Below are 14,084 nucleotides of genomic sequence, written 5' to 3'. Positions count from 1 at the left end.
TCGTCATTGCGAGCGCAGCGAAGCAATCCAGAATCTTTCCACAGCGGGACTCTGGATTGCTTCGTCGCAAGGGTTCCTCGCAATGACGAGGAGAGAGCGGGTCCTCTCCCTAACACCGGCGTCAGAATCTGGCGCGTTTGTAAGTTGAAGGCGCCTGTCCCTTGCTCTCATCTGATCCTTCTCGCGCGGTAGAAATATCGCCGCGCAGCACGGAGGATGCTTCGATGGACAACAGGCTTCTCAAAGGCCTCACCGCGGTGACGATCGCAGCGGTGATGGCGCTCGCTTCACCGGTGCTCGCCAGAGGTGGCGGTGGTGGCGGACATGGCGGCTTCGGCGGTGGCGGACATTTCGGCGGTGGTGGGCATTTCGGTGGCGGTATGCACGCCGGTGGCTTCGGCGGCATGCATGTGGGCGGTGCGCGCTTTGCCCATGTTGGCGGAGCAGGCTTCGGTGGACCACGCTTTGCGCATGGCGCGATCGGACCACGCTTTGCCGGCGCCGGCTGGCACGGCCACCATGCCTTCCACCACCATCACTTCCGTCGTTTCGCCGTCTTCGGTGCGCCCTATTACTATGCCGGCTACAATGACGGCTGCTGGCGCAGGAGCTTGACGCCCTATGGGTGGCAATGGGTCAATGTGTGCGGAGACTCTTGGTACTAGCATCGCCGTACCGCACCATTGTCGCGATCGTCATCGGGCGGTTCCGCTCAGCCCCGGAACGGGATAGTCGGGTGGCGATCGTCGCGCGGAGTTTGTCATGTCCGGAGGTCACCGCCGCATTCTGGTCGTCGAGGACGATGCGGAAACCGCAGGCCAACTCGTCGAGGAGCTGACGATTTCTGGCTACGACGTCGATCTCGCCGCCACGGGGCGCGAAGCCCTCAGCCACGGCGCCGCGCGCGACTATGCCGTGATCACCATCGACCGCATGCTGCCCGACATCGACGGCATCAGCGTGATGCGCCAGTTGCGCGACGACGGCATCGCCGCGCCGTTCCTGATCATTTCCGCACTTGGCGAGGTCGACGATCGCGTGCGGGGCTTGCGCGCCGGCGGCGACGATTATCTCGTCAAGCCGTTCTCCTTCACCGAATTGCTGGCGCGGCTGGAGGCACTCGGCCGGCGCAGCGACACCGTTGCCAAGGAGACGATCCTGCGGGTCGGCGATCTCGCCATCGATCTGATCGCGCGGAGCGCGAGCCGCCGCGGCCGGAAGATTCCGCTGTTGCCGCGGGAATTCCAGCTGCTCGAATATCTCGTCCGTAACGAGGGCCGCGTCGTCTCGCGTGCGATGCTGCTCCAGCATGTCTGGGATCTGCACTTCGATCCCTCCACCAACATCATCGACGTCTATGTCGGTCGCGTCCGCCGCAAGGTCGATGATGCCCAGGCCTATCCGCTGATCCACACCATCCGCGGCATCGGATATTGTCTCCGTGCTCCTGGCTAAAACGCTCCGCTCCTCGACCTTCCGCCTGGCGCTGATCGCGATCGCGGCGTTCGGGCTGATCGTCGCGGCGATCATGGCCTATGTCTATTTCGGCACGATCGCCTATGTGCAGAACCGTGTCGGCTATGCCGGCGATCACAGCGGCTTCACCGCGATGATCGAGCTCGCAATGGTCGCTGTCGCGGTGCTGATGCTGGTGCTCGCGGGGCTCGCCGCGGTGCTGGTGACGCGCCGCACGGTCGGGCGAATCGAGGAGATCAACGCCACCAGCCGCGCCATCATGATGTCCGGCCTCGACCAGCGCATTCCCTTGCGCGGCAGTCACGACGAGTGGGACCGTGTCGCCGAAAACCTCAACCAGATGCTCGACCGCATCGAGACTTTGATGGGCGAGGTCAAGCAGGTCAGCGACAACGTCGCCCATGATTTGCGCACGCCGCTGACGCGCATGCGCGGCCGGCTGGAGAAGGCCTATCACACCCCTCGCAACGGCGAGGCCGACGCGGTGCTGATCGGCGACACCATCGCCGATCTCGACGCCGTGCTCGGCATGTTCGCCTCAATCACCCGCATCTCGGAGATCGAGACCCGCGCCCGCCGCAGCGCGTTTCGCACCCTCAATCTCGCCGAAATCGCCGGCGAGGTCGTCGAGCTCTACGATGCCGCCGCCGAACAGGTCGCGACGCGGCTCAGCCTGGGCGGCGACCGCGAGGTGGCGATTATTGGTGATCGCGACCTTCTGTTCGACGCCGTCGCCAATCTCGTCGATAACGCGATCAAGCACGGCCGCAAGGGCGGGCAGGTGACCGTCACCTGCCGCAGTGCCAACGAGGGGGCAGTGATCGCGATCGTCGACGACGGTCCAGGCATTCCGGCGGATCAGCGCGATCACGTGTTCAAACGCTTCTACCGGCTGGAGCAGAGCCGCTACACCCCTGGTAACGGCCTTGGTTTAAGCCTGGTCGCCGCGGTCGCTCGCCTCCATGGCGCCGAGATTGCCCTGCACGACAACACGCTGGGCCTGACGGTCCAGCTCAGTTTCCCGCCGCATCCGCCCTAGAGTTCGATCACGCCGCGGCGTGCCGCATGTGCCACCGCATCGGTTCGGCCGGTGGCATCGAGCTTGTCGAGCAGCGAGCCGACATGGAATTTCACGGTGTGCACGGAAATGCCGAGCTGACGCGCGATCATCTTGTTGGAGCCACCTTCCGCCATCAACGCTAGCACATCGAGCTCGCGCTGTGTCAGCGCGATGTCGTCAGGCATGATGCGCGGATCGCGGGTGACGATCGCCGCTGCGGCCTTCTCGCCGGGTCCGGCGAGGCGAAGCCCGGCGATATTGCCGAGCAGAGCAGCCAGGCGATCGGCGAGGGCGGGATCGTCGATCTCCAAAGCCAGCACGATCTCGGGCGCGATGTCCTCGCTCACGCCGCCGGCCTCTCGCCGATCGTAACCTTGAAGCTGACCGGCTCGCCGCCGCGGCGCGCCGCGATATCGACCACCGCGCCCACGCTCGCCGGACCCAGCGTCCGCGACAGCGCGCGTACGCCGGACAGCTTCTGGTCGTTGACGGCGACGATGACGTCGCCCTGGCGAATGCCGGCCGCGGCCGAAGGGCCGGCCTTGTCGACATTCATCACCATCGCGCCGACGCCGTCGTCGAGCCGGACCGGCTGCAGCCCGAGGCCGAGATACCCGCGTGCGATGCGGCCGCGGGCCTCCAACTGTGCCGCGACCCGCTCGATCGTCGCTGTCGGGATCACCAGCACACGCCTCGGGCCTAGCACGGCCATGCCGAAGGCCTCGCCCGATGCATCGAGCGCGAGGCCGCCCTGCTGGCTGGAGCGCAAGCGGACATCGATCTCGATCCGCGCGTCGATGTCGCCGCCGCGCAAGGAGCGCCAGCTCTTGCCGGACAGCGACACCATCCCGAGCGCGGCGCTCGGCGTATCGCGGTTGGTGGCGACGACGACCGACAACGCGCCGAGGGGCGGGACAATTGTTGCCAGCTTGACCGGGGTCAGCGCGCTATCGGCGCGCAGCAGCGCGATATCCGTCGTATGGTCGCGGCCTGCAATCGTGGCGGCTGCGGTGCTGCCGTCGGGGAGGCCGATCTCGATGTCCCCCTCATCGGCCAGCGCCTCGTCGGCGGTGACGATCAGGCCGGGCTTCCAAACGAACCCGGTGGCGCGGGAGCGATGCGAATGCACGGCGACGACGGACGGCGCGGTGCGGGACACCACATCCGCGAGCGCGGACGACAGCGAGGACAGGGGGGTGGGTTCGGTCATGGGAGGCTCCTGTAAAGCTGTCCTCAATCTGGGATGTCGCGGGCGATCGCGTAACTGGCCGCATGGCCAGGAAATGAGCAGGGAAGCTGATTCATACGACCACTGCCGACGAACATGTGATTGGGAGCCGCTCACGGGAACGTGTAGCAATCGCGAAATTGCGCCGCCTTCACGATTTTCAGCGAGCCTGACCGATGACCATCTACCTCACCCGCCGCACCCTGCTTCAACTCGCCGGCGCCACCTCGCTGGCAATGGCGGCTGCGGGCGCGGCGCGGGCCGAGGGCGCACCGCAGGGCGGCGGGCCGACCTACGCCAGCCGCACGCCGATGCGGGTCGGCATGGTGACGCTCCGGGTGAAGAACCTCGACAAGGTCGCCGACTACTATCGCGACGTGATCGGCCTCACCGTGATGGAGCGCTCTGCCAGCGCCGCCAAGCTCGGCACGGCCGGCATCACGCTGCTGGTGCTCGAGGCCCGTCCTGATGCCGAGATCGAACCACGCAACGCCGCCGGCCTCTACCACACCGCCTTCCTGATGCCGACCCGCAAGGACCTGGCGCGCTGGCTGGTGGCAGCCGCTTCGCATCGTGTGCCGCTTTCGGGCTTCGCCGATCACCTCGTCAGCGAATCCGTCTATCTCGACGATCCCGAAGGCAACGGGATCGAGGTCTATGCCGACCGCGATCCCGCGCAATGGCAGTGGAGCGAGGGCAGCGTGAAGATGGCGTCCGACGAGCTCAACATTCCCGACCTGCTGTCGCTGACCAATACGCGCGTGCCTGATTATGCCAAGGCGCCGGACGGTCTGCGCATCGGCCACATGCATCTGCGCGTCGGCGACCTCGCACAGGCCGAGCGCTTCTACCACGGTGCCATCGGCCTGGACCCGACCCGCAGCCGCAACGGTGCCGCGTTCCTGTCGTCGGGCCGCTACCACCATCACCTCGGCATGAACGTCTGGCAGAGCCAGGGTGCCGGCCAACGCGACGATCAGGCAACAGGGCTCGCCTGGTTCTCGCTGGTGACGGAGAAGCCGGACCTGCTTGCCGCGCAGGACGAGCGCCTGCGCAAGGGCGGTGCGAAAGTCACGGGGCTGGCCAATGGCGTGGAGGCGATCGATCCCTGGGGCACGCGGGTGCGGTTGATCAGGGTTTGATCGCCTGCGCCGGCGTTGCTAAGACCCGTCAGGTGCAAACCAGTCTCCGGGTCCCCTGACATGCCCGATTTTCGCGGTGTCTTCCCCTATCTCGTATCGCCCGTCGATGCCGACGGCGCGGTGCGGACGAACGTCCTCGCAAAGCTCTGCGACGATCTGATCGGCGCCGGCGTCCATGGTCTGACCCCGCTCGGCTCGACCGGCGAGTTCGCCTATCTCAACGCCGCCCAACGCACCGCGGTGGTGCAGGCCACGATCGAAGCGGCAAAGGGACGTGTGCCTGTGGTTGCGGGCGTTGCCTCCACCTCGACGGCTGACGCGGTGGCGCAGGCGATAGCGTATCAGAAGCTCGGCGCCGACGGCATTCTGGCGATCCTGGAAGAGTATTTTCCGCTCGCCGACGCTCAAATCGAATCCTATTTCCGCGCCATCGCCGATGCCGTGGACATCCCGGTCGTCATCTACACCAATCCCCAATTCCAGCGCTCTGATCTCACCCTCGACGTCATCGCGCGCCTCGCCGAACATCGGCGCATCGGCTACATCAAGGACGCCTCGACCAACACCGGCCGGCTGCTCTCGATTATGAACCGCTGCGGCGATGCCTTGCGGGTGTTCTCGGCCTCCGCCCACATCCCGGCTGCCGTGATGCTGATCGGCGGGCTCGGCTGGATGGCGGGGCCCGCCTGCATCATCCCGCGCCAGAGCGTCGCGCTCTACGACCTCTGCAAGGCCGGTCGCTGGGACGAGGCGATGGCGCTCCAGCGCAGGCTATGGCGCATCAACGAGGCTTTTGCCCGCTTCAACCTGGCGGCTTGCATCAAGGCCGGATTGGCCTTCCAGGGCTACGACGTCGGCGATCCCGTCCCGCCGCAGGCCGCACTCACCGCCGATGCGCGCAAGATCGTGGAAGCGGCCCTGCGGGAGCTGGCGTAGCCGATCCCCTCGTCGTCATGGCCGGGCATAGCCGTCCGAAGGACGGCGTCGCTTTCGCTCGCCTATGTCCCGGCCATCCACGCGCCTCCACACGAAAGTACGTGGATGCCCGGGACAAGCCCGGGCATGACGAAATCGCGGATATACCGCCTAAAAGCGCGGCTGGTATGCCCTTGATCGATCCGCTAAAAGGCGGCCCGCAGTTTCGAAAAGACCCTGAGGACCCCACGGAATGAACATTCTTCCCGGCAATTTGCGTTTCGGAGCGGGGCAACCGGTCAAGCGTTTGGAAGACCAGCGGCTGCTCACCGGGAAGGGGCAGTTCATCGACGACAAGCCGGAAGATGGCGCGCTGTGGTTGTACCTGCTGCGCTCGCCGCATGCCCACGCGAAGATCGTCTCGATCGACACCAGCGCCGCCACTGCGATGCCCGGCGTGACCGCGGTCTACACCGGCGCCGACCTCATCAAGGACGACATCGGCGTCATCCCGACCTTGAGCATCTTCAAGCGCCCCGACGGCAAGCCGATGACGGTGCCGCCACGCCGCCTGCTGGCGCACGAAATCGTACGCTATGCCGGCGAGGCCGTGGCCGCCGTAGTGGCCTCCTCGCGTGCCGACGCGCAGAGCGCAGCTGAAGCGATCGTGGTCGAATATGACGTGCAGCCGGCGGTGGTCGATCCCGTCGAGGCGGTCAAGCCCGGCGCGCCATTGGTGTGGCCGGAGGCGCCCGACAACGTCGTCGGCGCGATGAGCTACGGCGATGCCGCCAAGGTGGACGAAGCTTTTGCCAGGGCGGCGCATACCGTCGAGCTCGATCTCGTCAGCCAGCGCCTGGTGCCGTCAGCCATGGAGCCGCGCTCGACCATTGCAGAGATCGACAAGAAATCCGGCCGCCTCCTGCTGCATGTGCAATCGCAGACGCCCGCCTCGACCCGCGACGTGCTGGCCGAGGCCGTACTGAAGCGTCCGAAGGACAGCGTTCGCGTGCTGGTCGGCGATATCGGCGGCGGCTTTGGCCAGAAGACCAACCTCTATCCCGAAGACGGTATCGTCGCCTATGCCGCAACCAAGCTGAACAAAAAAATCCGCTGGCGCGGAGACCGCACCGACGAATTCGTCGGCGGCACCCATGGCCGCGATCTGACTTCGACCGCTTCCTTCGCACTCGACGAGAAAGGCAAGGTGCTGGCCTATCGCGTCAGCTCGATCGGCTGCACCGGCGCGTATTCCTCGGGCGCGGCCAACATCATTCCGCTGGTGCTGGGCCCGTTCGTGCAGACCGGCGTCTACGATCTGCCGCTGGTGCATTTCGAGGTGAAGTCGGTGATGACTCACACGGCGCCGGTCGGTGCCTATCGCGGTGCGGGCCGGCCCGAGGCCGTGTTCATCGTCGAGCGCCTGTTCGACGCGGCCGCGCGGAAAATCGGCATGGATCCGCGCGCGATCCGGAAAGCCAACTACATCAAGCCGGCACAGCTGCCCTATACCAATGCGGCGGGGCAAGTTTACGATTCTGGCGCCTTCGCGCACATGCTCGATCGCGCCGTGAAGCTCGCCGACTGGGACGGCTTTGCCGCGCGCAAGAAGGCCGCGAAGAAAAGGGGCCTGCTCTACGGCCGCGGGCTCACCTCCTATATCGAATGGACCGGCGGCCGCGCCCACACCGAGAAGGTCAGCCTGCACGCGACGTCGGAAGGCCGCGTCATCCTGCATTCCGGCACCATGGCAATGGGGCAGGGGCTGCAGACCACCTACACCCAGATGATCTCCGACACGCTCGGCATTGCCATGGACAAGATCGACGTGGTCCAGGGCGACACCGATCTGGCGACGGGCTTCGGCAGCGTCGGATCGCGTTCGCTGTTCGTCGGCGGCACGGCGGTCGCGGTCTCCTCCAACGATCTGATCCAGAAGGCGCGCGAGAAGGCGGCGAACGTGCTGGAGACCTCGATCGAAGACATCGAGTACCAGGGCGGCATGCTCACCGTGGTCGGCACCGACCGCCGCATCAGCCTGTTCGATATTGCAGAGAAGGAGAGCGGCGCAAAACTCAGCGTCGATTCCGAAGGCGAAGTGGATGGTCCGAGCTGGCCGAACGGCACGCATATCTGCGAGGTCGAGATCGATCCGGAGACCGGCGTCTCCAAGGTCGTGCGCTACACCACCGTCGACGACGTCGGTGTCGCCGTGAACCCGATGCTGGTCACCGGCCAGATCCATGGGGGTGTCGCACAAGGCATCGGCCAGGCGCTGTATGAGGGCGTGTCCTATGATGCCGACGGCCAGCTGCTCACCGCAAGCTACCAGGACTACTGCATCCCGCGCGCCGACGACATTCCGTCGATCGTGGTGACGCTCGACGATTCCGCGCCCTGCCGCACCAATCCGCTCGGCGCCAAGGGCTGCGGCGAATCCGGCGCCATTGGCGGCCCCCCCTGCGTCACCAACGGCGTGATGGATGCGCTCGCCGAGCTCGGCATCACCCAGCTCAACACGCCCTTGACGCCGCAGAAGATCTGGCAGGCGATCAAGGACGCGAAGGTGGGCGGTTAGCGGCCATTCTCGTGCTGGCCGTCGCCACAAATCCAACTCGTCGTCCCGGCCCTCGCCGGGACGACACCGAGGGTGAGGAAAAAGTTCGCGCTAAATCCCCAACATCATCTTCGCGATGATATCGCGCTGGATCTCCGAGGTGCCACCGAAGATCGTGTAGGCGCGTCCGTTGAGATATTCCGGCACCACCGTCAGCATCTCCTCCGGCATCGCCGGCTCGTGGTTGAGCCTGTAGAGCGGGCGCATCGGCTCGACCGCGAGGGCGTCATGGCCGATCACGTCTGCGCCGAGCCGGGTCACGGCCTGCCGGATCTCGCTGTTGCGCAGCTTCAGGATCGACGACACCGCGCCGGGATTCTGTCCGGTCTGCAGCGCCGACAGCACGCGCAGCTCGGTCATCTCCAGCGCGTCGATGTCGACCTCGACCTCGGAGATGCGCGTCGCGATGTCAGGACTGTCGATCGCGCGGCCCGTCAGGTCCGATTCAGCAAGCTCCGCGATCGCCTTCAGCCCTTCGCGCAATTTTGCCGACGCAATGCCGGAGCCGCGCTCGAACTCGAGCAGATACTTGCCGTAGGTCCAGCCCTTGCCTTCTTCCCCAACGCGGTTGGCCACGGGAACGCGCACATCGTCGAAGAATACCTGGTTGACCTCGTGGTCGCCGCCGATGGTGAGGATGGGGCGGGTCGTGATGCCCGGCGTCTTCATGTCGATCAGGATGAAGCTGATGCCGTCCTGCTGCCGCGGGCCGTCGCTGGTGCGCACCAGCGCGAACATGCGGTTGGCGTGATGGGCATGCGTGGTCCAGATCTTGGTGCCGTTGATGATGTAGTCGTCGCCGTCGCGCACCGCGCGCGTCTTCAGCGAGGAGAGATCGGAGCCGGAGCCCGGCTCGGAATAGCCCTGGCACCAATAATCCTCGCCGGACAGAATGCGCGGCAGGTAGAAGTTCTTCTGCTCCGCCGAGCCGAAGCCGATGATGACGGGGCCGACCATCTTCACGCCCATCACGTTGACATTGGGCACGCCGGCCCGCGCGCTTTCGGTCTCGAAGATCCAGCGCTGCGCCGGCGTCCAGTCGGGACCGCCGTGCTCGACCGGCCAGCCCGGCGCGCCCCAGCCTTGCTTGTGCAGCGTGCGCTGCCAGGCCATGCCGATATCGGGGTCGGAGAACACCGACGGCGTCAGCGCGGTCGCGCGCTTCATCTCCTCGGTGAGATTTTTTGCAATAAAGCCGCGCACCTCGTCCTGGAAGGCGCGCTCCTCGGCATTGAACGACAGGTCCATGATGCGCTCCTTGTGTCAGGCCGGCACGGTGCCGCGGCCAAGCCGGGCGTGGCGGCCATAGTGGTGCGCGCTGCCGCCGAACAACGTGTCGAACGCGACCAGCCGCTTGAAATAAGCGCCGACCTCGAGTTCCTCGGTGACGCCCATGCCGCCGTGAAGCTGGATCGACTGCTCGCCGACGAAACGCGCGGATCTGCCGATCTTCGCCTTCGCGCCCGACGCCGCCCGCGCGCGCTCGACCGGATCGGCGTCGACCTTCAGCGCGGCGCGCAGCGCCATCGAACGCGCTTCGTCGACCTGCACCGCCATGTCGGCGAGGCGGTGGCGGATCACCTGATTGGCCGAGAGCGGCCGGCCGAATTGCTTTCGGATCTTTGTGTACTCCAGCGTGGTGTCCAGCAGCACCTGCATGATGCCGACGGCCTCGGCGCTAAGCGCAGCCATGGCGCGGTCAACGGCCCATTCGATTGCCGGCAGCGCGTCATGCCCATTGCCGAGCAAGGCATCCTCCAGCAGTTGCACGTCCGACAGCTCGATGTTGCAGGCCCGTCCGCCGCCGAGGCGCTCGTAGTCGGAGATCGCAACACTCGGCGTCGTCGCCGGCATCAGGAACAGGCCAATGCGGCCGGATGACCCCTGATGATCATGGATATGCGCGGAGACGATGAGCTCGTCGGCGGCATGGCCGTCGAGCACGGCAATCTTGCTGCCGGTGAGGCGCCAGCCTTGCGCCGTCTTGTGAGCGGTGGTCGCGACCTTGCCGAGGTCGAACCGCGCCGCGCGCTCGGAATGCGCGAGCGCAAGCTTCAACGATCCCTCCGCGATCTTCGGCAGGATTGCCTGCTTCTGCGCCGTGCTGCCGCACCGCTCGATCAACGCAGCGCCAAGCACGACCGTCGCGATATACGGCTCCGACACCAGCCCGCGGCCGAAGGCTTCCATCAGAATGCCGATCTCGACCGCGCTGCCGCCGAGCCCGCCAAACTCTTCCGCGATCGGCAATGCCAGCCAACCGAGCTCGGCAAATTGCATCCACACCGCCGGACTGAAGCCGAGCGGATCGTTCGCCATCTTGCGGCGGTGATCGGCATCGTAGCTTTCGGCCACGAAGCGCTCCGCGCTTTCGCGCAGCAGCCGTTGCTCGTCGGTGAGATTGAGATCCATCCCGTCTACTCCGCGGCCGCTGGCGGCTTGCGCACGGAGGGGTGCAGGCCGGATGGATCGACAATCATGCCGAATTCCTGAAGATTGTGGGCGTGACAGAGCTGATGCAGCGCAAAGGCCTGGTCGATCGCGGCGGGCTGGCCCATCACGTCAACCGAACGATTCACCGCCTCCTTGGTCAGCTTCAGCGCAAAGGACGGTTTTGACGCGATTTTGCGCGCCAGCGCCAGCACGGCGGATGACAGCTCTGCGCGCGGCACGACCCGGTTGACCATCCCGAGTTGATGCGCCTCCTGCGCGCTCCAGCTATCGGCCGTGAACAGAAATTCCTTGGCCTTGCGCGGGCCGAGCTCCCAGGGATGCACGAACCATTCGACGCCGCAGACACCCATGGTGACCACGGGATCGCAGAACTGCGCATCGTCGCTGGCGACGATGAGATCGCACGCCCAGGCCAGCATCAGGCCGCCGGCGATGCATTTGCCGTGCACCTCGGCAATGGTCGGCTTGGCGAGGTTGCGCCAGCGCCGCGTGATCTGGAGATAGATCTCCTGCTCGCGCGCGAAGCGGCCATGAGCGTTTGCTTCGGCGAAGCCGCCCCAATTTCCGATCGGCGGAAAATCCACGCCCGCTTCATTCTTGCTGCCGGGTCGCAGGTCATGGCCTGAGGAGAAGTGCGGACCATTGCCGGCGAGAATGATCACCTTGACCGCGTCGTCCTGCACCGCCTGATCGAAGGCGGCGTTGAGATCGTAGGTCATTTGCAGGTTCTGCGCGTTGCGCGCGTCGGGCCGGTTCATCACGACCCGGACAATCGCCGGCTCCGGCCTCTCCACGAGGATGGTCTCGAACGAGCTCATCGCGTTCCCCTGGCGTTCCCGACCTGGCATTATTGTTCCCTCAAGTTGACTATTACAGCCAGGATTAAGCAAGAGGCTTGCGTACATCGGCCGCTTTTCACAGGCCACGGCCAGGACGCAAGATGTCTGGCATCTCGCGCGCGCAATCTGGTAGCTTGCGCCCGATTCCACCGGGAGAAATTTGATGCGCAAGATCCTGACCGTGCTGGCGGCGCTGGCCTCGTTGAGCCTCACCAATTGCGGCTATAACGCGATCCAGAGCGAGGACGAGCAGATCAAGGCCAACTGGTCCGAGGTCGTGAACCAGTATCAGCGCCGCGCCGATCTCGTGCCCAACCTCGTCAACTCGGTGAAAGGTTTTGCGCAGCAGGAGAAGGACGTGCTGCTTGGCGTCACCAATGCCCGCGCCAAGGTCGGCAGCATCCAGGCGACGCCCGAGGTGCTGAACGATCCCGCCGCATTCCAGAAATTCCAGGCGGCCCAGGGCGAGCTCTCCGGCGCGCTGTCCCGGCTGCTCGTGGTCACCGAGAACTACCCGCAGCTCAAGTCGGATGCGCTGTTCAAGGATCTGATGTCGCAGCTCGAGGGCACCGAGAACCGCATCACGGTGGCGCGCAATCGCTACATCAAGGCGGTGCAGGACTACAACGTCACCATCCGTTCGTTCCCGAGCAACGTCACCGCGATGGTGTTCGGCTACAAGGAGAAGCCGAACTTCTCGGTCGCAAACGAGAAGGAAATCTCGACCGCACCGAAGGTCGATTTCAATCCGGCGCCATCGAAGTAAGTGCCTTCGACCCCGATGCATACCCCACCCGCCACTGTCATTCCCCGCGAAAGCGGGGAATCCAGTACGCCGCGGCTTCACCATATCCCGCTGGCGTCTCTGGAATACTGGACCGCCCGGTCGAGCCGGGCGATGACAGCGAGTGTGTGGTGGCGTGTTGCCATCACGGTCGCGCTCCTGTTCACCTTTGCGCTTCCTGCCTCAGCCGACGTCGCCATACCCCAGCTCACCGGCCGCGTGGTCGATCAGACCGGCACGCTCTCCAGCGGCGACATCGCCGCGCTGTCGCAAAAGCTGCAGGACTTCGAGACCCGCAAAGGCAGCCAGCTCGTCGTCCTGATCGTGCCGACGACGGATCCGGAGACCATCGAGCAGTTCGCGATCCGCGTTGCGGAGGCCTGGAAGATCGGACGCAAGAAGGTCGACGACGGCGCCATCCTCGTGGTGGCCAAGAACGACCGGCACCTCCGCATTGAGATCGGTTACGGCCTCGAGGGCGCGCTCACCGACGTCACGTCGCGGCGCATCATCGACGAAGCCATCACGCCGAAATTCAGGAGTGGCGATTTCGCCGGCGGCATCACGGCGGGCGTCGATCGCATGATCCGCGTCATCGATGGCGAGCCGCTGCCGACGCCCTCGCGGAGCGTGAATTTCGGCGATTGGAACGACATCGAGCCGCTCTTTTTCTTTCTGCTGTTCGGCCCGCTGGTCATCGGCGGTATCCTGCGCTCCATGTTCGGGCGGCTGTTCGGTTCGGGGATAACCGGAGCGATCGTTGGTGTCATCGCCTGGTTCGTGATCGGCTCTGCGATCATTGGACTGGGTGTCGGTTTGCTCGGCGCTGTCCTGACGTTTATTGCCGATCTGTTTGGGGCGGGATCGGGCACGGGATCCTCGCGTCGCGGCTCGTGGTCGAGCGGCTCGTCATCCGGCGGCTGGAGCAGCGGGTCGTCGTCGAGCGGCGGCTTCAGCGGCGGTGGCGGCAGCTTTGGCGGCGGCGGTGCTTCGGGGAGCTGGTAGGTCATGAGCATCAGGCGCGTCACCCGGCATCTGCTCCAGCATCATTGGCGTGCCAAGCAGGTGTTTCCGAAAGACGTGCTCGACCGCATCGAGCAGGCGATCAAGCGTGGCGAAGCCATGCATTCCGGCCAGGTGCGGTTCGTGGTCGAAGGCGCGCTCGATGGCGGCCCGCTGTTTCGCAACCAGCCGGCGCGCGAGCGGGCGCTCGACGTGTTCTCGCAACTGCGCATCTGGGACACCGCGCACAACAACGGCGTCCTGATCTATCTCCTGCTCGCCGACCGCGATGTCGAGATCATCGCCGACCGCGGTATCGATGCGAAGGTTGGCGCCGAGGGCTGGGAGAGCATCTGCCGCGCGATGGAGGCGGAGTTCAGGTCAGGGCAATTCGAGCGCGGCGTGATCGGCGGGATCGAGGCGGTGTCCCGCGAGCTGGCAAAGCATTTCCCGCCGCAGGGCCCCCATGCGAACGAGCTGCCGGATGCGCCGGTGGTGATGTAGTCCCGGCTGATAACCCTACACTCCGTCATTGCGAGCGTAGCGAAGCAATCCAGACTGTGTCCG

General features: G+C 65.5%; 14 protein-coding genes. 9 read left to right on the top strand and 5 right to left on the bottom strand.

The genetic code is table 11. From position 1 onward, the window contains the following. Positions 1-224: 224 nt before the first annotated feature. The 3 genes from N551_RS36740 to N551_RS0100325 all read left to right on the top strand — a co-directional run bounded on the left by N551_RS36740 (position 225) and on the right by N551_RS0100325 (position 2,515). Positions 225-665, top strand: coding sequence for a hypothetical protein (locus N551_RS36740; protein ID WP_081747780.1), 441 nt, complete (start codon positions 225-227; stop codon positions 663-665). Positions 666-762: 97 nt separating this feature from the next. Continuing rightward, positions 763-1,455, top strand: coding sequence for a response regulator transcription factor (locus N551_RS0100330; RefSeq protein ID WP_007596553.1), 693 nt, complete (start codon positions 763-765; stop codon positions 1,453-1,455). Then, positions 1,442-2,515, top strand: coding sequence for a HAMP domain-containing sensor histidine kinase (locus tag N551_RS0100325; protein WP_027565253.1), 1,074 nt, complete (start codon positions 1,442-1,444; stop codon positions 2,513-2,515). The genes N551_RS0100330 and N551_RS0100325 overlap by 14 nt, the downstream gene beginning before the upstream one ends. Here N551_RS0100325 and N551_RS0100320 read toward each other — a convergent pair. Together N551_RS0100320 and N551_RS0100315 are read right to left on the bottom strand one after the other, a co-directional pair. Next, positions 2,512-2,883, bottom strand: coding sequence for a response regulator transcription factor (locus tag N551_RS0100320; RefSeq protein ID WP_027565252.1), 372 nt, complete (start codon positions 2,881-2,883; stop codon positions 2,512-2,514). The genes N551_RS0100325 and N551_RS0100320 overlap by 4 nt on opposite strands. Further along, entirely contained in the window at positions 2,880-3,746 is an 867-nt protein-coding gene (locus tag N551_RS0100315; RefSeq protein WP_027565251.1) for a S1C family serine protease, read from the bottom strand. The genes N551_RS0100320 and N551_RS0100315 overlap by 4 nt, the downstream gene beginning before the upstream one ends. Positions 3,747-3,940: 194 nt before the next feature. Here N551_RS0100315 and N551_RS0100310 point away from each other — a divergent pair, with 194 nt between their 5' ends. The 3 genes from N551_RS0100310 to N551_RS0100300 all read left to right on the top strand — a co-directional run bounded on the left by N551_RS0100310 (position 3,941) and on the right by N551_RS0100300 (position 8,399). Further along, positions 3,941-4,906 (top strand): VOC family protein, encoded by a 966-nt coding sequence (locus N551_RS0100310; RefSeq protein WP_027565250.1) that lies wholly within the window; start codon positions 3,941-3,943, stop codon positions 4,904-4,906. Positions 4,907-4,966: 60 nt separating this feature from the next. Next, positions 4,967-5,842, top strand: a complete 876-nt coding sequence (locus N551_RS0100305; protein WP_027565249.1) for a dihydrodipicolinate synthase family protein — start codon at positions 4,967-4,969, stop codon at positions 5,840-5,842. 232 nt (positions 5,843-6,074) lie between these two features. Next, positions 6,075-8,399, top strand: coding sequence for a xanthine dehydrogenase family protein molybdopterin-binding subunit (locus tag N551_RS0100300; RefSeq protein WP_027565248.1), 2,325 nt, complete (start codon positions 6,075-6,077; stop codon positions 8,397-8,399). Positions 8,400-8,489: 90 nt separating this feature from the next. Here the strand turns inward: N551_RS0100300 and N551_RS0100295 are convergent, their stop codons facing one another. Genes N551_RS0100295 through N551_RS0100285 form a run of 3 tightly spaced genes read right to left on the bottom strand, consistent with a single transcriptional unit; the run spans position 8,490 to position 11,710 of the window. Further along, a complete protein-coding gene (locus N551_RS0100295) occupies positions 8,490-9,686 on the bottom strand; it encodes an acyl-CoA dehydrogenase family protein (protein WP_027565247.1) in 1,197 nt (398 codons plus the stop codon). A gap of 15 nt (positions 9,687-9,701) precedes the next feature. After that, on the bottom strand, positions 9,702-10,850 hold the full coding sequence (locus N551_RS0100290) for an acyl-CoA dehydrogenase family protein (protein WP_027565246.1): 1,149 nt from the start codon (positions 10,848-10,850) through the stop codon (positions 9,702-9,704). Between the two features lie 5 nt (positions 10,851-10,855). Further along, entirely contained in the window at positions 10,856-11,710 is an 855-nt protein-coding gene (locus N551_RS0100285; protein WP_027565245.1) for an enoyl-CoA hydratase, read from the bottom strand. Positions 11,711-11,894: 184 nt separating this feature from the next. Here N551_RS0100285 and N551_RS0100280 point away from each other — a divergent pair, with 184 nt between their 5' ends. From N551_RS0100280 to N551_RS0100270, 3 genes are all read left to right on the top strand, one after another. Further along, a complete protein-coding gene (locus N551_RS0100280) occupies positions 11,895-12,497 on the top strand; it encodes a LemA family protein (protein ID WP_027565244.1) in 603 nt (200 codons plus the stop codon). Positions 12,498-12,629: 132 nt separating this feature from the next. Continuing rightward, positions 12,630-13,520 carry a YgcG family protein gene (locus N551_RS0100275; protein ID WP_027565243.1) on the top strand — a complete coding sequence of 297 codons (891 nt, stop codon included), beginning with the start codon at positions 12,630-12,632 and terminating at the stop codon, positions 13,518-13,520. Between the two features lie 3 nt (positions 13,521-13,523). Further along, a complete protein-coding gene (locus N551_RS0100270; RefSeq protein ID WP_027565242.1) occupies positions 13,524-14,021 on the top strand; it encodes a TPM domain-containing protein in 498 nt (165 codons plus the stop codon). Positions 14,022-14,084: the final 63 nt, after the last annotated feature.

The sequence above is a fragment of the Bradyrhizobium sp. URHA0013 genome, from assembly GCF_000518345.1.
GTDB lineage: Bacteria > Pseudomonadota > Alphaproteobacteria > Rhizobiales > Xanthobacteraceae > Bradyrhizobium.
The sequence above is the reverse complement of the archived record's forward strand: the minus strand, read 5'-3'. Positions and strand labels throughout refer to the sequence as shown.

What these genes read in the sequence shown, in the direction of transcription:
- N551_RS0100310 (WP_027565250.1), top strand. Translation starts at nt 3,941, where the DNA reads ATGACCATCTACCTCACCCGCCGCACCCTGCTTCAACTCGCCGGCGCC.
- N551_RS0100280 (WP_027565244.1), top strand. Translation starts at nt 11,895, where the DNA reads ATGCGCAAGATCCTGACCGTGCTGGCGGCGCTGGCCTCGTTGAGCCTC.
- N551_RS0100330 (WP_007596553.1), top strand. Translation starts at nt 763, where the DNA reads ATGTCCGGAGGTCACCGCCGCATTCTGGTCGTCGAGGACGATGCGGAA.
- N551_RS0100295 (WP_027565247.1), bottom strand. Translation starts at nt 9,686, where the DNA reads ATGGACCTGTCGTTCAATGCCGAGGAGCGCGCCTTCCAGGACGAGGTG.
- N551_RS0100275 (WP_027565243.1), top strand. Translation starts at nt 12,630, where the DNA reads ATGACAGCGAGTGTGTGGTGGCGTGTTGCCATCACGGTCGCGCTCCTG.
- N551_RS0100270 (WP_027565242.1), top strand. Translation starts at nt 13,524, where the DNA reads ATGAGCATCAGGCGCGTCACCCGGCATCTGCTCCAGCATCATTGGCGT.
- N551_RS0100290 (WP_027565246.1), bottom strand. Translation starts at nt 10,850, where the DNA reads ATGGATCTCAATCTCACCGACGAGCAACGGCTGCTGCGCGAAAGCGCG.
- N551_RS0100300 (WP_027565248.1), top strand. Translation starts at nt 6,075, where the DNA reads ATGAACATTCTTCCCGGCAATTTGCGTTTCGGAGCGGGGCAACCGGTC.
- N551_RS0100285 (WP_027565245.1), bottom strand. Translation starts at nt 11,710, where the DNA reads ATGAGCTCGTTCGAGACCATCCTCGTGGAGAGGCCGGAGCCGGCGATT.
- N551_RS0100305 (WP_027565249.1), top strand. Translation starts at nt 4,967, where the DNA reads ATGCCCGATTTTCGCGGTGTCTTCCCCTATCTCGTATCGCCCGTCGAT.
- N551_RS36740 (WP_081747780.1), top strand. Translation starts at nt 225, where the DNA reads ATGGACAACAGGCTTCTCAAAGGCCTCACCGCGGTGACGATCGCAGCG.
- N551_RS0100315 (WP_027565251.1), bottom strand. Translation starts at nt 3,746, where the DNA reads ATGACCGAACCCACCCCCCTGTCCTCGCTGTCGTCCGCGCTCGCGGAT.